The 21,321-nt window shown below is 72.1% G+C and carries 16 protein-coding genes; 5 read left to right on the forward strand and 11 right to left on the reverse strand.

Annotation, left to right across the window (positions count from 1 at the left end; genetic code table 11):
• Positions 1-274: 274 nt before the first annotated feature.
• The 3 genes from ACLQ22_RS28650 (at position 275) to ACLQ22_RS28660 (ending at position 7,489) form a co-directional block, all read left to right on the forward strand.
• On the forward strand, positions 275-3,916 hold the full coding sequence (locus tag ACLQ22_RS28650) for a S8 family serine peptidase (RefSeq protein WP_425695038.1): 3,642 nt from the start codon (positions 275-277) through the stop codon (positions 3,914-3,916).
• A gap of 398 nt (positions 3,917-4,314) precedes the next feature.
• Positions 4,315-6,135 carry a hypothetical protein gene (locus ACLQ22_RS28655; protein ID WP_425695039.1) on the forward strand — a complete coding sequence of 607 codons (1,821 nt, stop codon included), beginning with the start codon at positions 4,315-4,317 and terminating at the stop codon, positions 6,133-6,135.
• Positions 6,136-6,418: 283 nt separating this feature from the next.
• Entirely contained in the window at positions 6,419-7,489 is a 1,071-nt protein-coding gene (locus tag ACLQ22_RS28660; RefSeq protein WP_425695040.1) for a CapA family protein, read from the forward strand.
• A gap of 38 nt (positions 7,490-7,527) precedes the next feature.
• Here the strand turns inward: ACLQ22_RS28660 and ACLQ22_RS28665 are convergent, their stop codons facing one another.
• From ACLQ22_RS28665 to ACLQ22_RS28680, 4 genes are read right to left on the reverse strand one after another with little or no spacing between them, the layout of a single operon-like run.
• Positions 7,528-8,259: an amidohydrolase family protein gene (locus ACLQ22_RS28665; RefSeq protein WP_425695041.1), complete on the reverse strand. Its 732-nt coding sequence runs from the start codon at positions 8,257-8,259 to the stop codon at positions 7,528-7,530.
• Positions 8,256-8,996, reverse strand: coding sequence for an amidohydrolase family protein (locus ACLQ22_RS28670; protein WP_425695042.1), 741 nt, complete (start codon positions 8,994-8,996; stop codon positions 8,256-8,258). The genes ACLQ22_RS28665 and ACLQ22_RS28670 overlap by 4 nt, the downstream gene beginning before the upstream one ends.
• Positions 8,993-9,889 carry a dihydrodipicolinate synthase family protein gene (locus ACLQ22_RS28675; protein ID WP_425695043.1) on the reverse strand — a complete coding sequence of 299 codons (897 nt, stop codon included), beginning with the start codon at positions 9,887-9,889 and terminating at the stop codon, positions 8,993-8,995. Before ACLQ22_RS28675 ends, ACLQ22_RS28670 begins: the two co-directional genes overlap by 4 nt.
• Positions 9,886-11,058 (reverse strand): DegT/DnrJ/EryC1/StrS family aminotransferase, encoded by a 1,173-nt coding sequence (locus ACLQ22_RS28680; RefSeq protein ID WP_425695044.1) that lies wholly within the window; start codon positions 11,056-11,058, stop codon positions 9,886-9,888. Before ACLQ22_RS28680 ends, ACLQ22_RS28675 begins: the two co-directional genes overlap by 4 nt.
• A gap of 81 nt (positions 11,059-11,139) precedes the next feature.
• Between ACLQ22_RS28680 and ACLQ22_RS28685 the strand changes: the two genes are divergently transcribed.
• Entirely contained in the window at positions 11,140-12,360 is a 1,221-nt protein-coding gene (locus ACLQ22_RS28685) for a hypothetical protein (RefSeq protein ID WP_357875960.1), read from the forward strand.
• Positions 12,361-12,493: 133 nt separating this feature from the next.
• Here the strand turns inward: ACLQ22_RS28685 and ACLQ22_RS28690 are convergent, their stop codons facing one another.
• The 7 genes from ACLQ22_RS28690 to ACLQ22_RS28720 all read right to left on the reverse strand — a co-directional run bounded on the left by ACLQ22_RS28690 (position 12,494) and on the right by ACLQ22_RS28720 (position 19,717).
• Positions 12,494-13,549, reverse strand: coding sequence for a dihydrodipicolinate synthase family protein (locus tag ACLQ22_RS28690; protein ID WP_425695045.1), 1,056 nt, complete (start codon positions 13,547-13,549; stop codon positions 12,494-12,496).
• A gap of 8 nt (positions 13,550-13,557) precedes the next feature.
• Positions 13,558-14,574: an NAD-dependent epimerase/dehydratase family protein gene (locus ACLQ22_RS28695; protein WP_425695046.1), complete on the reverse strand. Its 1,017-nt coding sequence runs from the start codon at positions 14,572-14,574 to the stop codon at positions 13,558-13,560.
• Between the two features lie 95 nt (positions 14,575-14,669).
• Entirely contained in the window at positions 14,670-15,551 is an 882-nt protein-coding gene (locus tag ACLQ22_RS28700) for a Gfo/Idh/MocA family protein (RefSeq protein ID WP_425695047.1), read from the reverse strand.
• Positions 15,552-15,607: 56 nt separating this feature from the next.
• On the reverse strand, positions 15,608-16,612 hold the full coding sequence (locus ACLQ22_RS28705) for a hydroxyacid dehydrogenase (RefSeq protein WP_425695048.1): 1,005 nt from the start codon (positions 16,610-16,612) through the stop codon (positions 15,608-15,610).
• Positions 16,609-17,511 carry a carbohydrate ABC transporter permease gene (locus tag ACLQ22_RS28710; RefSeq protein WP_425695049.1) on the reverse strand — a complete coding sequence of 301 codons (903 nt, stop codon included), beginning with the start codon at positions 17,509-17,511 and terminating at the stop codon, positions 16,609-16,611. Before ACLQ22_RS28710 ends, ACLQ22_RS28705 begins: the two co-directional genes overlap by 4 nt.
• A complete protein-coding gene (locus tag ACLQ22_RS28715; protein WP_425695050.1) occupies positions 17,508-18,413 on the reverse strand; it encodes a carbohydrate ABC transporter permease in 906 nt (301 codons plus the stop codon). Before ACLQ22_RS28715 ends, ACLQ22_RS28710 begins: the two co-directional genes overlap by 4 nt.
• Before the next feature lie 62 nt (positions 18,414-18,475).
• Positions 18,476-19,717 carry an ABC transporter substrate-binding protein gene (locus ACLQ22_RS28720; RefSeq protein ID WP_425695051.1) on the reverse strand — a complete coding sequence of 414 codons (1,242 nt, stop codon included), beginning with the start codon at positions 19,715-19,717 and terminating at the stop codon, positions 18,476-18,478.
• 149 nt (positions 19,718-19,866) lie between these two features.
• Here ACLQ22_RS28720 and ACLQ22_RS28725 point away from each other — a divergent pair, with 149 nt between their 5' ends.
• Positions 19,867-21,129: a Gfo/Idh/MocA family protein gene (locus ACLQ22_RS28725; RefSeq protein WP_425695052.1), complete on the forward strand. Its 1,263-nt coding sequence runs from the start codon at positions 19,867-19,869 to the stop codon at positions 21,127-21,129.
• The last annotated feature ends 192 nt before the right edge of the window (positions 21,130-21,321 follow it).

The raw sequence follows: 21,321 nt of genomic DNA on the forward strand, positions 1-21,321 counted from the left end.
GGATCGGGCAGCCGGGCGGCCCCTCCCCGAAGACGTCGGCGCGTGGCGAGGACCCGACATGTCTGGTGCTCGCCAGGCTGCACCGTAGCGCCGCCGGCGGAACGTTGACCAGGCTGTTCGATCACCAGGCGCTCTACGGCGCCGGTAGAGGGGAGTCATTGAGATGCGGGTATGGCGTAGACGGACGCTGCTCGGCGTAACCGTCGCTGCCGCGCTCGTCGCGACGGGCGGCGGTGCGGCAGCCCATGGACAGCCGTCGGCGACTCACGGCGGTGTGACCACGGTCCCCCGGTCGGCGCAGACGACCAGCCAGGTCACCCTGCTCACCGGTGATGTCGTCACGGTGACGAGCGGCGCGAACCAGCCGACCGCGGTGGCGGTGAACGGGCACGAGGGTTCGAACGGAAGAACCACCATCACCACCGTCGGCGAGGACATCTACGTCCTGCCCCAGGAGGCCCAGTCGCTGATCACCGCCGGACGGTTGGACCGGCGGTTGTTCAACGTGACCGGTCTGATCGAGCAGGGGTACGACGACGCCCGCAGCGGGTCGATCCCGCTGATCGTGCGGTACCGGGGCAACGGCGTCGCGGCACGTTCGGCGGTCCCCTCGGGCGGCCAGGTGCTCCGGCCGCTGACCAGCATCAACGGTGCGGCGGTGGCAGCGGACAAGAAGCAGGCGGAGGCGTTCTGGGAAGCCATTGACGACGACGGCCCACAGGCGGGTACGGCGCGGACCCAGCTGGCCGGTGGAATTGACCGGATCTGGTTGGATGCCAAGGCCACGGCGCTGCTCGACGTGAGCGTGCCCCAGATCGGCGCGCCCGGTGCCTGGGCGGCGGGCTACGACGGCACCGGGGTGAAGGTGGCGGTGCTGGACACCGGGATCGACCCGAACCACCCGGACTTCTCCGGAAAGATCGTCGAAAGTCGGAGCTTCGTCCCTGGCGAGCAGGTCACGGACGGACACGGCCACGGCACCCACGTCGCTTCGACGATCGCCGGCTCCGGCTCGGCCTCGGGCGGGAAGCACAAGGGGGTGGCCCCCGGCGCGCAACTGCTCATCGGCAAGGTGCTCGGTGACGGCGGTTCGGGCTCGGACTCCGGGATCATCGCCGGGATGGAGTGGGCGGCCCGCTCCGGTGCCAAGGTCGTCTCGATGAGCCTCGGCGGCCCGGGAACCGACGGCACCGACCCGATGGCGCTGGCCGTCAACGAGCTGACCGCCGAGACCGGTGCCCTGTTCACCATCGCCGCCGGCAACGACGGCCGCAACGGGGCCAGCACCCTCGGCTCCCCGGGTACGGCCGATGCGGCGCTGACCGTGGGCGCGGTCGACGACGCGGACGACATCGCCGACTTCTCCAGCCGTGGCCCACGGATCGGCGACGGTGCGATCAAGCCCGAGATCACCGCGCCCGGGGTGGCCATTGTCGCCGCCCGGGCCGCCGGCACCGAGATGGGCACGGTGGTCGACCAGCACTACACCTCGGCCAGTGGCACGTCGATGGCCACTCCCCACGTCGCCGGCGCCGCCGCGATCCTCGCCCAGCGGCATCCGGACTGGACCGCCGAGCGGCTCAAGGCCCAACTGGTCAGCACGGCGAAGGCGCACGCCAGTGACCTGGTGTTCAGCCAGGGCGCGGGCCGGGTGGACGTGTCCCGGGCCGTCCAGCAGGACGTGTTCGGCACCGGCGTGGTCAACTACGGCATCGTGCGGTGGGACGCCACCGCACCGGTGGCCAAGCAGGTGACGTACACCAACGACGGCGACCAGCCGGTCACCCTGGCCCTGTCCCTGCGGGGTGCCGCACTGCCCGCCGGGCTGCTGAGCCTCGGTGCCGAGACGGTGACCGTGCCGGCGAAGGGCACCGCCACGGTGCCGGTGACCATGAACCCCGCGAGGGTGCCGACGGGCACCTACGGCGCCCACCTGTCCGGTGTCTCCGCCGACGGTAAGACGGTGGTCTCCACGGCTGTCGGCCTGGTCAAGGACGTGGAGCGGTTCAAGGTCGACGTCAAGGTCATCGGCCGGGACGGCAAGGCACCCGCGCTCGCCAAGGCCGAGGTGCGACTTTTCGATTTCGGGCGACTCGCCATGCCCGAGGTGTTGTACCCGGATCTGGACGGGACGATCACGCTGTCCCTGCCGGCTGGTGAGTACACCCTCCACGCGGGAATCTCCGACCCGAGCGCGGAATACAACCGGGTCTGGGAGTACACCCAGGGCATCCTGCCGAACGTGTCGATCAAGGCCGACCGGACGATCACCTTCGACGGGCGCAAGGCCTCCCCGGTGAGCATGCGGACGCCGAAGCCGACGAAGACCGACCGTACCCGGGTCGGTTTCAACAACTTCAGCTCCGACCAGCAGAAGCGGTACGGCCTCGAGATGTGGACGGGTGGTGAGACCGCGCACTACTCGATCCCCACGGAACAGAGCAACGACAACCTGGAGGCGTACACCGGGTTGACGCTGACCGCGCCCGACCTGGCCGCGCGGATCGTCGGCCGGAACGCGACGTCGTTGGACGCCGCCTACTTCGGCGGCAACGGCGGCTCAGTGCGGTTCGACGGCACCAGGCGACTCGAGGTGGTGTCGGCCGGAACCGGCACCCCCGAGGAGTACGCCGGGCTCGCCGTGGAGGGCAGGACCGCGCTGGTCAAGCGCAGTGCCGCCGTCTCCCCCCAGCAGCAACTCGCCAACGCGGTCGCCGCGGGCGCGTCAGCGGTGATCATCTACAACAACGTCCCCGAGCGTTGGGGGGTCGACTTCTGGACCCGCACCCCCACCGCGATCCCGGCGATGACCCTCTCCGGCGCCCAGGGTGTGCACCTGCTCGACCTGCTGCGTCGCGACCGGGTCACGGTCGAGTTCAAGGGGGTGGCGGTCAGCCCGTACGCCTATGAACTGCTCCAGGTGGAGAAGGGTGGCCTGCCGGCGAACCAGCGGTACCGGGTCCGGGACAAGGACCTGGCTACCCTGCGGACCGCCTACCATGCCTCCGCCAACGGCACTGAGGGCGGCCAGATCCGCTACATCTGGGCACCGCGACAGCAGGTGGCGTACGGCGCTCCGGACCGGCTGATCATGCCGGCGACCCGGACCGAGTACGTCAGCGCCGGACTGCGGACCAGGCAGGTCACGCAGCTTGGCCCGGTGTGGCAGTTGGGCGGGTCGGAGCAAACCGAGGCGGTCGCGGTGCTGCGGCCCGGCCAGCGGCTGTCCCGCACCTGGAACCAGGCCGTGGTCCGTACGGCGCTGCCGCCGGATCTCGCGGGGGCCGCCTACCGCGACGACGACCTGGTCGTGGTCCAGTCGGCGGCATTGCTCGACGTCGGAGCCGACCACACGCAGCAGCCGCACGTCATCCAGACCGACAAGGTCCGCACCACCGTCCACCGCGACGGCGAGCTTGTCGGCGCTGCGAACTGGGCAGTGTTCGCCTTCCCGGCCGTGCCGCAGCGGGCCGAGTACCGGGTGACGCTCGACGTGGCGAGGAAAGACTCCTGGTGGACGACCTCCACCAAGGTCAACACTGCCTGGACGTTCCACTCGCAGCGCGCGGACGCCCGGCAGATCATGCCGATGCTGTCGGTCGACTACGGCGTGGATGTCGACCTCAACAACCGGGCCAAGGCCGACTCCCGGTTCGACATCGACCTGACCGTCCGGCACCCGAAAGGGCTGTCCGGGCCGGCGGTACGGAACGCAAAGCTGTGGGTCTCCTACGACGACGGCGCGAGCTGGCAGTTCGCCGAGGTCAACCGCAAGCGGACGGGGCAGTTCGAGGCCACCATCCGACACCCGAAGTTGGCCGCGACCAACGGGTTCGTGTCGCTGCGGGTGCAGGCCACCGACGCTGACGGCAACACCGTCGAGCAGACCGTGACCCGCGCCTACCAGCTCCGGTAACAGACAGCGCTCCCTTGGACGCTCCCACCCGGCCTTCCGGGTGGGAGCGTCCAATGCGCGTACACCTCGCTGGCGCGACAGTGGGCGACCCGATCGTGCGGCGGCTTCCGGCCGGTCGCATCGATTCGGGCTGGTTGGGGCCGGGTTGCCGCCCCCGGCCGACTCCCTGCCGCCCGACGGCGCGGACGGATCCTTGACGGCCCACAGCACCCCGATTAGGGTCCGGTCCGTAATGACTTAGACGAACGGAGTCCACCATGCCGCTCAGCCGTCGTTCACTCCTCGGGAGCAGTTGCCTCACCGGCGCCGCACTGGTAGTAGGCCATGGAGCGGCGGCCGGCCCGGCGTTCGCACAGGACGATCAGAAGCTCATGCCGACGAGTTTCGGTCCTGCCTCTTTGACCGCCGCTATCCGGGGTGCCGCCGTCATCGGCGACAGCGTCTTCGTCACCTCCCGGTTCAACACCCCCGAGGGGAAGATGCGGCTGGGCGAGTTCGACGTCAACACCGGCGAGATGCGCAGCATCGACGACCTCACCATCCCGAGCAACGGCGGGCAGAAACTCGCCGCCGACGGCCGGTACGTCTACATCGGCCCCGCCGGCAGCGCCTATGTCTACCGGTTCGACCCACGATCCAAGGAGCTGGTGGCCTGGGCCCGCGCCGGAGGCAGCACCACCTGGTACTACGACATGGTCGTGCACGGCGAGCACCTCTACATCGGCACGTACCCGGACTGCACGGTCAAGCGGATCCGCCTGGCCGACGCGACCATCGAGACGTACGGCCGCATCTCCACCTCGCAGTACGCGGCGGCCGTGGCGGTCGACGACGAGTACGTCTACGGCGGGTCGGCCGCGCCCGGCACGCTGCTGGCCTGGCCGAAGGCCGGCGGCGCGCCCACCAACCTGACCCCGCACCTCAGCTCCTCGCCGGTCGGCATCCTGGACATGACCGTCTCCAACGGCGTCATCTACGTGGCCAGCGGCCGGCAGCTGATCTCGTTCCGCCGCGACGGCTCCGACCGGGTCTCCCGGGACATCCCGGCCGAGGACCGCTACATCGACCAGGTGACCGTCGGCAGCGACGGCAAGGTGTACGCGCTGACCCGGCTCACCACCAACCTGTACGAGGTCACCGCCGACGGACTGGTGAAGGTCGGCCAGCCCCTCGCCGACGTGGAGAACCAGCTCCTCACCCCGCTGCCCGGCGGCGCGCTGCTCGGCGTCAGCGGGCTGGGGCACGTGTGGAGGACGACACCAGGCGGCACGGCCAGCGTGTGGCAGACCGCCACCCGGGGTTTCGGCTACCCGGAGACCATCCAGTCAATGATGCGGCACACCCGGGGCAAGATCTGGGTCGGCGGCCACTACGCGATGACGGTGCACCGCACCGAGGCCGGCACCAGCGATCGGTTCGACATCAATGGCGAGGTCAAGACGATGGCCGAGGGCAGGGCCGGCGTGGTCTACGCGGGTCTCTACCCGAGCACCCAGATCGTGGCCATCGACCCGGACGACTACGAGATCAGTGTGCTGGGCCTGCTCGGCAACGAGCAGCTGCGCACCAAGCGGATTTTCGTGGACCAGCCGCGCAACCAGCTCGTCGTGGCGTCCAGCCCACAGACCACCAAGCACACCGGCGCGCTGACCTTCATCGACCTGGCCACCAACGCCTTCGACTCGCACCGCGAGTTCCTGCCCGAGCAGAGCGTCATGGACGTGGTGGTGCAGGGCACCACCGCCTACATCGCCGGCGACACCTACGGCGAGGGCACCACCGGCCCGATCCGCAAGGTCGCGCAGGTGGCGGCCGTCGACATCGTCACCCGCAAGCTGCTGTGGCGCGAGGAGATCATGCCGGACTGGCAGTCGTATGAAAGCCTGCACGTGGTGGGCAACCTGCTCTACGCGATGGGCCGGCGCCCGCGCGGCGCCTGGTTCGCCTACGACCTGCACACCCGCACCATCGTGATGGAGGGCGACCTCGGCGGGTACGGCCAGTTCAACGGGGTCGACGGCCGGGTGTTCTCCTGGGTCCACTGGACCAACGACATCAGCGAGCTGCCAACCGTGCCGGGCGGCGAGGTGACCACGCTGTACGACAACGTGCCGCGCGGCTGGTACAACAACCCGTCGTTCCACTTCACCCCGAACGGCAAGGCGACCTGGGGCATGCACGGCATGGACCTGGCCCTCTTCCCGCTGCCCGGAAAATAGACCGGCACGCCGATGAACGGCGGGACCGGCCCGGATCACCCGAACTGGTCCCGCTCGGCGCGTGGACGGAGAAGCCGCTGCACCAGTGGCGGCGACAGGCCGTCCACGCAGAGATCGACCACGGGAGGCTCCGCCGACGGAGCGATGGCCGGCGGCGGGGCTAGGTGCGGCGGGGCTTGCGGCCGCGCGGCGCGGTGGTCGGGGCGCCGGCCCGGGACGACGGCGGCCGACCAACCCGGCGGAACAGGCCCGGGACCAGGCGATACGCCGTACGCTGCCGGGGATGAGGTGGGCACGATCCCTCGTCGCGCTGGCGGCGACCCTGACCCTGGCGCTGGCCGCATGCACGGCCGGGCCAAAATCGCCGGCCGGTGCGCCCGGCCGCTCCGCCAGCGTGGCGGCCACCCCGTCGCAGGCCGTGCCCGCCGAGATCACGCTGGCCTTCGCGGGTGACGTGCACTTCGCCGGCCGAACGGCCGGCTTGCTGAAGGACCCGGCGACCGCGTTCGGGAGGATTTCGTCGGCGCTGTCCGGCGCGGACCTCGCGATGGTCAACCTGGAGACCGCGGTCACCACGGGCGGCAGCCCGGAGCCCAAGCAGTTCCTGTTCCGGGCACCGGCGAGCACCTACGACGCGGTGAAGGCGGCCGGCGTCGATGTCGTGTCGATCGCGAACAACCACACGCTGGACTACGGACGTGAGGGACTCGCCGACACCCTGGCCGCGGCGGAGGCCGCCGGGGTGCCGGCCGTCGGAGCGGGTGCCGACGCGGCGGCGGCGTACGCGCCGTGGATCACCCGGGTCGGCGCTACGAGGATCGCGTTCCTCGCCTTCAGCCAGGTCGACGAGCTGTGGTCCGAATGGAAGGCCACGGAGAGCAGGGCCGGCATCGCTATGACGAGAGACCTACCCCGCGCGGTCGCTGCGGTGCGCGCCGCGCGGCAGCGGGCCGACGTGGTCGTCGCATACGTCCACTGGGGCACGGAGGGCGACGCGTGCCCGCCCAGCGAGGCGCGCGCGTTCGCCGGCGAGATGGCCCGGGCGGGCGCCGACATCGTGGTCGGCACCCACGCCCACCTGCTGCTCGGTGACGGCTGGATCGGCAGGACCTTCGTCCAGTACGGACTGGGCAACTTCCTGTGGTGGCGTGACGACGCGTACCGCAACGACACGGGCGTGCTGCGGGTGACCCTGCGCGGCGCGACGATAGTGGAGACGGAGCTGGTGCCGGCGTTGATCTCCCGGCGCACCGGCCAGCCCGAGCTCGCGGGCGGTGCGGACGCGGCCCGGATCCTCCGGGAGTACGCGGATCTGCGCGGCTGCACCGGGCTCGCCCCCTCCCCCACGGGATAGTTCAGGCGCGAGCACCGAACGGCCAGGGACGGGTGGGGTCAGGACACATCGAGGCGGAACAGCTCGGCCGCGTTGCGCCAGGCGACCCGCGCGGCCAGTTCCGGGTCGAGGTCGGCGGCGAGCACCGCCCCGAAGGCCGCAGCCGGGTCGATGAGCGTGGCGTCGGTGCCGAAGAGCAGCCGCCCCGGGTCCACTGCCGCGGCCACGGCGGCGAACCGGCCCGCCTCGGTGTGCGAGAAGCACGGCTCCAGCCAGAGCCGGTCGACCGAGTTGGCCGCCTCGATGGCATGCCGCCAGCCGTTCGCGCCCATGTGCCCGGCGATGGCGCGCAGCCCCGGGATGTCCGCGACGGCCTGAGCCAGGTCGAGCGGCGTCGCGTCCCAGGTGTGCACAAGGGCGGGCAGGTCGTGCGCGGCGACCAGTTCCAGCGCCGCGCGGGTCTGCGGGGACTCCGCCGGGGAGGCGGTGTAGTCGGTGTGGATCTTCACTCCGACGAACCGGCCGGTGGGGAGCAGTTCGCGCAGGTCCCGTTCGGCGTCGTCGAGGCGGCGCGGGTTGATCGTCAGGTACCCGAGCAGGCGTTCGCTGGTCTCCAGGACCCGGGCCATCGCCCGGTTGCCGGCGGCGACGTCGTAGATGACCGCCTCGGTGGCGGAGACGACGGCGAGGTCGATGCCGTAGCGGTCCATCACCGCGAGGTTGGTGGCGACCGCCCCGACGTCCATGCTGAAGAACCAGGGTCCCCAGTGGGCGTGCACGTCGATGATCATTCCTGGCCCTCCAGGATCCGGCGGGCGTTGCCGCCCGCCACGGCGGCCACCTCGTCCGGCCCGAGGCCGCCGCGGGCGAGCCGCAGACGCGGCACGGCCGGCTCGTAGAACGGGGTGCGGGAGCCGTAGAGCAGCCGCCCGACGCCGACGTGGGCCGCGACGGTCTCCAGCGCGTCGGGCGAGTTGAGCAGCCGGGTGGAGGTGTGGAAGCCGGGCTCGTCGCGGGCCGCCACCACGAAGTCGCCCAGGTGGTAGAAGTGCGTGTCCAGGAAGACCACGGTCGCGCCGCGCAGCGGCCGCCAGAACCGGCGGACGTCCCCGCCGGTCAGGATGACCAGGCCGGCCTCGGTGGCCCGGCGGGCGACGTGCCGCACGGAGGGGAAGTCCGGCTCGACGCGCTGCTCGTCGGGGAAGAGCCGCACCGCCCGGAAGCCGCGCTCGGCGAGCCGGACGACCTCCCGCTCCGCGCCGAGTGGATCGCGCAGGTCGAGCGCGCCGACCGGCAGCACGGTGGGCCCGGCCAGGGCGGCGGCCTCGTCGTTGCCGCTGAACACGTCGAACAGCGCCGCGCGGAGGCTGGCCACGGCCGCCCGTGCGATGCCGTTCGCGCCGAGGGTGGCCGCGACGTCTCGGGGATCGCCGGTGGGGCCCGGCCGGTCGGCGTACCGGCCGACGAGGACGTCGACGTCGAAGGTGACCGGCGGCAGGTCGGCCGCGACGAACGGGTTGTCGCTCACCGCTGCCTCGCCACCGCGAGCACGCGGTCCCGGTCGCCGTCCGGCAGCGCCGGGGCGTACGGGTCGACGGCGTGGGTGGCGGGGATCCGTCCCTCGTCGGCGGCGATCTGGAGCATGCGGAGCACGTACCCCTCCATCGGGTCGGTGAAGGTGACCTCGGCGAGCCGGTCTAGCCGGGCGGAGGCGGCGACGAAGTCGTGGTGCTTGCCGTCGGCGTACGCCCGCAGCACGGCGGCGGTGATCGGCACGGCGGCGGCGGCGAGGCCGACCAGGGCTGCCTGCGCGCCCCACATCAGCGACGGCCCGAACATCCGGTCCTCGCCGGTGACGGCCAGCCGGTCGGCCCGGTGCGCGGCGGCCAGGGCGGCCTGGCAGGCGAGCGCGTCGTGCAGCCGGGCCACCTTCACCCCGGCGACGCCGGGGTGCTCCAGCAGGGCGGCCAGCCGCGCCGGGGCGTACGGCCGGGTGTAGAGGTCGAAGGCGAGCATTGGCAGGCCGGCGGCCTGCCAGACGGCGTCGTGGTGGGCGACCGCGTCGCCGTCGACGGGGAAGACCAGGACACCGGCCGCGCCGAGGTCGGCCGCCCGGGCGGCCTGCGCGGCGACCTCGTCGGTGCGCTCCCCCGGCCGGCCGCCCACCCCGACGACCACCGGCACACCGGTGTCGACGGCGTGGCGCACGACCAGGTCGCGGGTCGCCGGGTCGAGGAAGGGGCCGCGGCCGGTGTGGGCGCACACGGCGAGGGCGTCCGCACCGTCGGCGACCAGGCCACGCAGGTACCGGTCGAGCACCGCGGCGTCGACGACCTGGTCGGCGTCCATCGGGGTGGCCGTGGCGGCGACCAGCCGCCAGCGCAGCCGGTCGCGCAGGGCCGCGGCGGCCGGCGCGATCACAAGGCCACCGCCGTGCGGACGGCCCGGGCGATCTCGTCGACGTGCGCGTCGGTGTACCGCTCGTTCCAGTCGATCACCAGCAGGGTCTGCGCGATGAGCCGCTCGGCGACCGGGAACGCGCCGGGCCCGTACGCCGGCAGCCGGTCGGCCGGCGGCACGGTGAGCGGGAAGCGGGAGGTGCCGTAGACGGGGGCCTCGGTCAGCGCCGGGGCGCAGTGCAGCGGCTGGTCGAGGTAGCCGGCGCGGGCGGGGATGCCGGCGGCGGCGAGCGTGCCGGCCACCTCGCGGTTGGTCAGCGGTGGGTCGAGCACGATGGGGAAGAGCCACCAGGCGTGCGCGTCGAGGTCCGCCGGCAGGTGCACGCCGGGCAGGTCGGCCAGCGCGGCGGCCAGCCGCCGGGCGGTGCGCCGCCGGTCGGCCAGCACGCCGGGCAGCTTCGCCAGTTGGGCGCGGGCGACGGCGCCGGCCAGCTCGGTCATCCGGTAGTTCAGGCCGAGGCCGACGTGCCGGCGCGCCTCGTCACGCGGCCACCCCTTGTCGGCGAAGAGCCGCATCCGGCGGGCCAGCACGGCGTCGTCGGTCACGGTCAGGCCGCCGTCGCCGCAGGTGATGTGCTTCCACTGCTGCAGGCTGAAGCAGCCGATCACGCCGGCCGTGCCGGCGAGGGTTCCGTCCGGGTAGCGGGTGAGCCATGCCTGGGCGCAGTCCTCGATCAGCGGCACGCCGGCGAAGTCGGCGACCGTGCGCAGGTCGGCGGCCGCGCCGAACAGGTGCACCCCGAGGATCGCCCGGGTGCGCGGCCCGATCGCGGCGGCGACCGCCGCCGGGTCGAGGTTGCCGGTGTACGGATCGACGTCGGCGAACACAGGAACGGCGTTCTGCGCAAGAATGGGCGCGACCGTGCCGAAGTCGCTGATCGGAGACGTGATGATCTCGTCGCCCGGGTTCGGCGCGACGGCCGCGACGGCCAGGTGCAGGGCAGCGGTCCCCGAGCTGGCGGCCACGGCGTGCGACGCTCCGTGGAGCTCGGCCATCTCGCGCTCGAGAGCGCGGACCTCGGTGCCCCAGACCGCGCTGAGCATGCCCGACTGGAGCACCCGGCTGACAGCGGCCAATTCCTCCGCGCCGATCGTCCGGCCGCCGGCATCGGCCATGCTGGGGAACGACACGCACCCTCCCAGGGCTACAGTAATACCGGGCCTGACCGTAATCTTGTGCTGCGAACAATGCAACCCTGACAGGAGGCAGCGGTGACCATTGAGATCGGGGTCGTCGGTCCGCACGACCTGGTCGACGACGTGGCCGCCACCTGCGAGGAGCAGCCCGGCGTCACCGCCAGGCGGCTGCACTACGACCACGAGTCGCAGGCACCGGCGATCGTGGAGGCACACGCCGGCCAGGTCGAGGCGTGGCTGTTCACCGGCGTCGTGCCGTACACCCTCGCCCGGGAGGCGAACCTGCTGAACCGGCCAGCGGTCTTCGTCGACTACACCGGCGCGACCCTGCTCCAGGCCGCCGTGCGGCTGCTGCGCGACGGCCGCGACGTCACCCGCATGTCGATCGACACCGTCACCGGCGCCGACCTCGCCGGCACCTTCGGCGAGGCCGACCTGCCGGTGGACCGGGTCCGGTCGCTGCCCTACCGCAGCGGCTTGAGCTCGGACGACGTGATCGCCTTCCACCGCCGCCAGCGCAAGGCCGGCGCGGACGTCGCCGTCACCTGCCTCAGCTCGGTCTACGAGACGCTGCGCCACGAGATGCCGGCGTTCCGCCTCGCCCCGTCGAACCACTCGGTACGCACCGCGCTGCGCCAGCTCCTGCTGCAGGTCGGCAGCCAGGCCCAGGAGGACGCCCAGATCGCGCTCGGGCTGGCGAACCTGTCCGACGGCGACGACGGGCTGCTCAAGGAGGTGGCCGGGCTCGGCGGCACCGTCGCGCGCTTCGCCCCCGACACGTACCTCATCGTCACCACCCGAGGGCCGCTGCACGACGCCACCGGCGGCTTCACCGCGCTGCCGATGCTGCGCCGCCTGGCCGACCGGCACGAGACCGTCCAGATCGGGTTCGGGCTGGGACGCAGCGCCGCCGAGGCGGAGAACCTGGCGCGCCGCGCCCTGAGCCGCGCCCGCCGGGTGGGCCCCACCACGGCCGTGCTGTCGCTGCGCGGCGAGACCGACATCGTGCTGGAGTCCACCACGCCGACCCCGCCGCCGGCGGAGGTGAACCTGGCGGTCATCGCCCAACGGGTCGGCCTGTCCGTGCCGACCCTGCTGCGGTTGCGCGAGGTGCGCACGGCGGTCGGCGACGAGCCGCTGACCAGCCGGGAGGTCGCCGACCAGCTGCGGGTGCAGCAGCGCACCGCCCGGCGCATGCTGCACCGCCTCGAGCTGGCCGGCCTGGCCGAGCGGACCGGCAACCTCGCCTCCGGCACCAGCGGCCGCCCGCTGACGCTCTACCGCCTGACCCTATGACAGTGATGATGTGGGAGCGGGTCACCCGGCCGGTCTGACTCACCCTCTGACAGTGCCGCCCGCCCCTGTCCCAGGCGGGCGGCCACGAGGGCGGCGGCGAGGACGCCCGACCGGCTGACCGCGTCGGACGCGGTCAGGACAGCCAGGTGTCGAGGTGCTCGGCGACGAAGTCGTCGTCGCGCAGGTGCGGGTACGCCCGGTGCACCCGGTCCAGCTCGGCCATCTGCCCCGGCGACAGCTCCTCGGCCGGATCCAGGCACCACCGGCCGGCCAGCAGGCCCTGCCGGCGCAGCACCTCGTGGATGCCGGGAATGCAGCCGTGGTAGCCGTTGGCGGCGTCGAAGATGGCGGCGTTGGCGTCGGTCAGGTGACCGTCGAGGGTGAGCAGCCGGCGCAGCGCGGCGTCGTCGCCGGCCCGGGCCCGGCGGGCGTCGTCGAGCAGCGTCACCGCGGTGTTCGCCCAGACCGCCCACTGGCCGAGCAGCCCACCGACGAACTCGACCTCGACGGCCCGGCCGTCCACCATGACCCGGTGCGGGGCCACGAGGTCGGCGAGGATGTGGTCGTCGTTGCCGGTGTAGAGGGCCAGGTCGCCGTTGCGGCCGACCGCGCACACGCCGTGCAGCACGTCGAGGGTGCGGTAGCGGTCGAAGGGCGCCACCTTGATCCCGACCACCGATTCGAGGGCGGCCAGTCGGGCCCAGAAGCCCCGGGACAACTCCCGGCCGCCGACGGCCGGCTGCAGGTAGAAGCCGATCACCGGCAGCACCTCGCCGACCGCCCGGGCCCGCTGGACGAGGGCGTCCTCGTCCAGCGGCGCGTACGGCGGCAGCAGCACCATGTGGTAGCCGAGCGAGGCGGCCAGCTCGGCCTCGGCGACCGCCTGGGCGGTGTCCCCGCACGCGCCGGCGACCAGGATGGCGTCCGAGCCGGCCGCGGTCTCGGCGGCCAGCTCCAGCACCGGGGCGAGCAGGCCGACCTTCGGGTCGTGGATGGCGAACTGGGTGGTGTGCACGCCGACGGCGATGCCTCCCGCGCCGGAGGCCAGGTAGTAGCGGGTCAGAGCCCGCTGCCGGCGCTCGTCGAGCTGGCGGTCGGCGTCCAGGGCGAGCGGGTGCGCCGGGATGACGCAGCCGCGCCGGAACCGGGCCAGGGCCGAGGTCTGTCGGGTGCTCGATGCGGTCAACACGGTCTCTCCTAGAAGTTGCCGTCGCGGCGCTGGAATCCGGTCGGCTTGCCGAGCAGGGGTTGGCCGTTGGCGACCCAGTCCGCCGTCAGGTCGATCAGGTCGGCGACCGGCACGTCGGGGTAGCCGAAGAGCCGGTGGCAGAGCTGGGCGTTGGACAGCAGCGCGGTCGGCGCCTCGGTGCCGGTGAAGACCGGCTCACGGCCCAGCCGGGCGGCGAGCGCGGTGGCGACCTGACGGACCGAGACCAGCTCCGGCCCGGTCAGGTTCAACACGAACGGCGGTGTCCGCGTGTGGTGCAGGGCGCGCAGGGTTACCTCGTTGGCGTAGCCCTGCCAGACGATGTTGGCGTGGCCCATGGTGAGGTCCACGGGCTCGCCGGCGTGCAGGGTACGGGCAATGTCGACGAGGACGCCGTAGCGCATCTCGACGGCGTAGTTGAGCCGGATCAGGGCCAGCGGGGTGTCGTCGCGCAGCGCGAAGTGGGTGAGGATGCGCTCGCGGCCCAGGCAGGACATGGCGTACTCGCCGACCGGCTGGACCGGGGTCTGCTCGACGCAGCCGCCGGAGGTCACCGGGACCAGCGGGTAGACGTTGCCGGTGCTCAGGGCCACGAGGCGCGAGCCGGCGAAGCGCTGCGCGACCCGCCCGGGCAGGTAGGTGTTGGTGGCCCAGGTGGCGTGTTCCCGGCCGGAGGTGCCGAACTTCGCCCCGACCAGGAAGACCACGTTCGCCGCGTCGGGCAGCGCGGCGAGGGCGGCGTCGTCGGTGACGTCGGCCTCGACCACTACTGCGCCCTCGTCGCGCAGCGCGTCGGCGAGCCCCGCCTCGGAGAAGCGGGACACCGCGATCACCCGGGCGTCGGTGCCCGCCGCCGCGACGCCGCGCAGCGCCAGCCGGACGAGGCTGGGCCCCAGCTTGCCGCCCGCCCCGAGGATCAGGATGTCCCCGTCGAGCTTGCGCAGGTCGTCCACCAGGACGTCCCGCGGGCGCGAGAGCCGCTCCTCCAGTTCCGCCACCGTACGCATGCCAGCCACGCCCCTTCCGAAGTAACGGTCATGACCGTAAACCTCCGGTCGGAGGGGCGTCAAGGCACCCGACGCATGGATCGGGTCGGCGGGGGTCAGGCCACGGCGCGCGCCGAGGTGAGAACGTCCAGGACGGCCCGGGTCTGCGCCCACGGCACCGGGCTCGGCGCGCCCCGGACCATACCCACGAACGCGTCGATGGTGGCCCGGTAGCCCAGCTCGTCGGCCCCGCCGCGCAGCACCACCCGGCGCTCCCCCGCGGCGGTGTGCACGGTGACCTCGTACGCCTCGCCCTCGCTGACCCCGAGCACCTCCACCGTGCCGGGCACCCCGTCGTTCCACTGCACGGCCAGCAGCCCGGTGTCCTCGGAGCGCAGGCCCCGGTGCCGGCGCACGGTGCCGGCGGCCCCGACCAGCCGCACCGCTGGCCCGAGCAGCGCGACCAGCAGCTCCACCCCGTGCAGACCCATCATGACCAAGGTGCCCCCGCCGACCGCCGGGTCGTCCTGCCACGGGTTGTAGCCGGTGGCCCAGAGCCCGACGTCGTGCCGGACCGTGGCGCGCACCGACAGCACCTCCTCGCGCGGCACGTCGAACGCGACGAACTCCGGCGCGAAGCGCAGCACCGAGGAGGAGAGCACCAGCTCCGGGGCCCGCGCCACGACGCGTTCCAAGCGGTCGAGCTGCCCGACGGTCGCGGCGGCCGGCTTGTTGACGAAGCACGGCAGCTTGCGCTCCAGCACCTGCGACAACGCCTCCGGCACGTCCGAGGTGGGGACGGTGAGGACCACGCCGTCCGGGCCGGTCGCCAGCAGCGCCGCGAGGTCCGGCGCGACCGCCGCGTCCGGCTGCTCGGCCCGGAACCGCGCCAGCCGCTGCGGGTCGGGCTCCCACACCACGAGCTCCGCGTCGTCGCGCAGGGTGCGGGCGTCGGTGTAGGGGTGACTGGTGGCCAGTCCGGCGAGGGCGATGCGCATGAGCGCAGAGGCTACTCATCCGGGCTGCCGCCGCGCCAGGGGCAGGTCAGCCCTGCTCAGCCCGTGCGATCGAGGTGCTCCGGTCGCACCTCATGGCGCAGCTGCTCCCCGCGTAGGAACCGGTCGATCTCGGCGATGACGATGTCGGCGGCCCGCCGCCGCGACTCGACCGTCCCCGCCGCCTCGTGCGGGGTCAGCAGCACGTTCGGCAGCCGCCGGAACGGATGGTCCATCGGCAGCGGCTCGGCGTCGAAGACGTCCAGCGCGGCGTCGATCCGCCCTGAGCGCAGCACGGCCAGCAGCGCGGTCTCGTCGACCAGCGCCGAGCGGGCGGTGTTGACCAGCAGCGCGCCGTCGGGCATCAGGGCCAGCTCGCGCCCCCCGATCATCTTGACGGTCTCCGGCAGCACCGGCGCATGCAGGGACACCACGAGGCTGCGGGCGAGCAGGTGGTCCAGGTCGACCCGCTCGACGCCGAGCACTCCGGCGTCGGCGTCGGACAGGTACGGGTCGGCGACCAGCACCCGCGCCCCGAGCGCCCGCACCAGGCCGAGGTACGCCCGGCCGGTGCGGGACGCCCCGACCACCCCGACCGTCGCCCCGCGCAGCTCCCGCCGGGGCGGCGCCACCTTCGCGGCCCCCCAGTCCACCCCGGTCCGCAGGGCGTGATCGAAGCGGTGCAGCTGGTGCAGCAGGGCGAGGGTCAGCGCCAGCGCCTGCTCCCCCACCGCGTACGCCATCGCCTCGCCGGCCTGGGTGACGCGGACGCCCCGGGCGAAGCTGGCGGGGGTGACGAACGGTTTGACGCTGGCCCCGGTGTGCGCGAGCAGCCGCAGCCGGGGCGCGGCGGCGAGCACCTCGGCGGTCAGCGGGGCGGTGCCCCAGCCGGTGACGACGACGTCGGCGTCGCCCAGCAGCCGGGCCAGGGCGCGCTTGTCGCCGACGTCGGCGTCGTCGGCCGGCAGCCGCACCTCCCCCAGTCGGCGCAGCGCCGCCCAGCCTTCGGCGTCGAAGAACAGCTCGCGGACCTCCGGCGAGGCCGCCACCGCGATGACGCTCACCCTTTGATACCCGTGGTGGCGACGCCCTCCTGGAAGTGGCGCTGTCCGATCAGGTACGCCATGAAGATCGGCACGAACGCGACGACCGACCCGGCGAGGAGCATGTTCAACGCCACGTTCTCCTGCTGCAGCGAGGCGATGCCGGTGGTGAGGGTACGCATGTCCAGGCTCTGCCCGACGATGAGGGGCCACAGGAAATCGTTCCAGTGCCACAGGAAGACGAAGACGCCGAGCGTGGCGAGGATCGGCTTGATCAGCGGCAGCACGATCGAGACGTACACCCGCCACTCGGAGCAGCCGTCGAGGCGGGCCGCCTCGAACAGCGAGTCGGGCAGCGAGGCGATGAACTGCCGCATCAGGAACACCGCCTGGGCGTTGGCCAGGGTCGGCACGATCATGCCCCAGTACGTGTCCACGCCGTTGAGCTCGGAGATGATGATGAACGTCGGGATCATCGTGACGTGGTACGGCACCATCAGCATCGCCAGGAACGACCAGAACATGGTCTCCTTGCCCGGGAACCGCTTCTTGGCGAAGGCGTAACCGGCCATCGAGGCGAACAGCAGCACGCCGACCACCGACACCACCGAGTAGACGACGGTGTTCCACATCCAGCGCAGCACGCTCTTGGCACCGATCACCTGGTCGTACGCCTCGGTGGAGAACGGCCAGGGCAGCAGGCTGTCCGGGAACGTGACCGGCCCGGTCGGTTTCAACGACAGCACGACCATCGCATAGAAGGGGAACAGGGTGATCGCCGCGCCGACCACCAGCAGGGCGGTACGGCCGATCATCCAGCCCTTGCCGGGCCTGCCGGGCCGGTACGGTCGCCGGGCGCGCGTGGGCGGCGCCGGCGGGACAGGCATGACGGTGGCTGGTGGCGTGATCGTGTCCGTCATTCTTCCCTCCCGAGGGTCAGCCGCTGGATCAGCGCCACGATGATCGTCAGCACGAACAGGGCGACCCCGACGGCGCTGGCGTAGCCCAGGTCGAAGTACTTGAAGCCTTGGTCGTAGAGCAGGTAGACGAGGCTGTAGCTGGACCGCACGGGGCCGCCGGCGGTCATCACATAGATCATGTCGAAGACCTGGAACGACACCGTGGTCTCGATGATGGCGACGAAGAACAGTGCGGGCCGCAGTTGGGGCAGCGTCACGTACCGGAAGCGCTGCCACGCCGACGCGCCGTCGGTCAGCGCCGCCTCCTCCAGCTCCGCCGGGATGTCCTGCATCCGGGCGAGCAGGATGAGCATGCCGTAGCCGAAGCGGGACCAGACGGAGACCAGGACCAGCGCGGGGACCACCAGCGCGCTGTCGGCGAGCCAGGAGCCGGCCGGCAGGCCGACCGCGCCCATGGCCCGCGACCACGGCCCGTTCTCGGCGAAGACCCAGGTGAAGACCACACCGGCGAGGACCAGGCTGGTCACCACCGGCAGGAAGAAGATGGACCGGAAGAGCTTCGCGCCGCGGAACGCACGGCGGGTCAGCAGCGCCATGCCGAGGGAAGCCAGCATCGACAGAGGCACGGACAGCACGGTGAACAGGACCGTCACGCGCAGCGCCGACCAGAACGTGGGGTCGTCGACGAGCCGACGGAAGTTCTCCAGCCCGACGAAGCCGGTTTCGCCACCGATCGTGTAGTCGGTGAAGCCAAGGATCACCCCGGCGATCGCGGGCCCGAACCGGAACACGGCGAAGAGCAGCAGAAACGGCAGGACGAACAGCAGCGCCGTGCCGGCCTCGCGGGCGGAGGGGCGGCGCACGCGTACGCGCTGGCGGCGGCTCCCCGGTAGTGCAACCATCTGACAACCTTTCTCGGCGACCCGCGGTGGGCGGGGTGGGCCCACCGCGAGCCGCGCCGGCGCTATCCGAGCAGCGGGGTGGCGGCCTTCGCCGCGTCGTCGAGCGCCTGCTCCACCGACTTCTTGCCGAGCAGGGCGGCCTGGATCTCCGGGGAAAGGACGCCCTGGACGTCGCGGGCCTTCTCGTGCAGCGGGCCGACCGTGCTGGCGCCCACCTGCTTCTCCTGCTCACCGAGAACCGGGTCGCCGGTGTACAGCGGGCCGGTGGACTTGCGCGGGGAGAAGAAGCCGGAGGCCAGGTCGTACTTCTTGGTGTTCTCGGCGTTGGTGGCGAAGGCGAGCCACTTGCCGGCCGCCTCCTTGTTCTTGGAGGTCTTCAGCATCGACAGCGAGCCGACGGTGCCGTAGCCGATCTGCTTGGTCTCGGTGAAGTGCGGGACGACCTGGATGTTGTCCTTGCCCCAGAACTTCTCGATCTCGGTCACCGGCACGCTCCACACGCAGCCGACCTTGTTCTGCGCGATGCGGGTCTGCTCGATCGGCGGGACGGCGGTGACAAGGGACTTGTCGACGTAGCCGCCGTCGACGAGCTGCTTGAGGAAGTTCAGCGCCTTCTTGCCGGCGTCGCTGTTGAAGGCGACCGACTTGCCGTCCGGGCTGAACACGTCGCCGCCGGCCTGCCAGAGCAGCGGGTAGAAGGTCTGGTTCAGGGTCTGCTTGGCGTCACCGGCGTACGCGGCGACGTCGTAGCCCTTGGCCTTGAACTTCGGGGCCAGGGTGAGCAGGTCGTTCCAGCTGGTCGGGTAGGTCGTCTCGCCGACGGCCGCGAAGACCTTCTTGTTGCAGATTGGCGTGGAGGCGCTGGTGAGGATCGGGGCGCCCATCATCTTGCCGTCGATGCTCACCGACTGCACCACGTTCTCGTGGTAGTCGCTCCTGGTCGCCTCGTCGAGGTACTTGTCGACGGGCTCGATGTTGCGGGCGTACTTCGGCAGCTGGTCGGGGATCAGGTAGACGACGTCCGGCCCCTTGTTGCCCGCGATCGCGGTGGCGAGCGCCTGGTCGCGGTTGGCCCAGGGGAAGATCTCGACCTTGACCTCGATGTCGGGGTTGGCCGCCTGGAACGCCTTGATGGTCTCGTCCCAGTGCGCGCGGTGCTTCGCCTCTTCGAAGATCACCGGATATTTCCACATTGTCACGGTCGCCTTGCCGGAGTCACCGGAGCCGGAACCGCCACAGCCCGTGGCCGCGAGCGCGGCGACGAGCGCCACCGCCACGGCCGAAAGGCTCTTCCGAACACGCATCTCGCATCCTTCCGGGGGAGTCAAGTTCGCAGTACATTAACTTACGGTCCGGGCCGATACTAGAGCCCGTATGTACCGAGGTCACATCGTTACTGTTCGTGCGAATGCCTGGACAGATCGATCCAGAACCGTAATAGCGAAGGACTCCGATGACCGTCACCCTCGCCGTCGTCGGCGCCGGCAACCGCGGCAGCACCTACGCCGGATACGCACTGCGCCATCCTGAGCGGGCCCACATCGTCGCAGTCGCCGACCCCCGGCCCGCCCACCGGGCCGCGCTCGCCGATGCCCACGGCATCGCGGCGTCCGCCTCGTTCGAATCCTGGCGGGCCCTCAGCGCGCACCCCCGACTGGCCGACGCCGTCGTCCTCGCCACCCCCGACCGGGAACACGCGGAACCGGCCGCCCGCCTCGCCGACCTCGGCTACCACATCCTGCTGGAGAAGCCGATCGCGCCGACCGAGGCCGAGTGCGAGGCGGTCGCCGCAGCGGCCGAGCGCACCGGCGTGCTGCTCGCCGTCTGCCACGTGCTGCGCTACACCCGCTACACCGACGCGGTGAAGCGGCACGTCGACGCTGGGACGCTGGGCCGGATAATCGGCGTGGAACACTTGGAGCCGGTCGGCTGGTGGCACTTCGCCCACTCCTACGTCCGCGGCAACTGGCGCCGCGCCGACGACTCCTCCAGCAGCCTGCTCGCCAAGTGCTGCCACGACCTGGACTGGCTCCGCTACATCGTCGACGACACCCCGGCACAGGTCAGCAGCGTCGGCGCGCTGCACCACTTCCACCCCGGCAACCGACCGGCCGGCGCCGCCGACCGCTGCCTCGACTGCCGGGTCGAGTCGACCTGTCCCTACTCGGCCGCCCGCTTCTACCGCGCCTGCCTCGCCGACCCCGCCCGGCACGAGTGGCCGCTGTCGGTGGTGACCCGCGACCTGACCGGCGACGGCGTGGACGCCGCGCTGCGCGACGGGCCCTACGGGCGGTGCGTCTACGCCGGCGGCAACGACGTCGCCGACCACCAGAGCGTCACCGTGTCGTTCGCCGGCGGCGCGACCGCCACCCTCACCATGAGCGCCTTCACCCCCGGCGGGCACCGCCGAACCCGGATCATGGGTACCCACGGCTACCTGGAGGGCGACGGCGAGCAGGTCACCGTGACCGACTTCGTGACCGGCAACAGCGTCACCACGGACACCCGGGGCGGCGGGGCGGACGCCGGCTCCGGCCACGGCGGAGGCGACATGGCACTGATGGCGGCCTTCGTCGAGGCGGTGGCCACCGGCGACCGGTCGCGGGTGCGCTCAGGCCCGCGGGAGTCCCTGGACAGCCACCGCATGGCGTTTGCCGCGGAACGCAGCCGGCTCGCGGGCGGCGTCCCGGTGGCACTCGAGCCCATCTCACGCTGACCCGGTCGCTCCCCTGCTCCGGCTGTCCCGTCCCGTCGGCGTCCGGTCAGCCGACGGTGCGACGTATCGGGCCGGGGTCCGGGAGGGCAGCGCGATCGCAGTTCGTCGAGCCACCGCCCGCTGGAGCAGGAGGGACCAGCCGGCGAGGGCAGCGGCGCCCGGCTCCTCCTGCTCCCCCACCCCACGACGTAA

Source organism: Micromonospora sp. DT178, from assembly GCF_049841695.1.
Lineage (GTDB): Bacteria > Actinomycetota > Actinomycetes > Mycobacteriales > Micromonosporaceae > Micromonospora.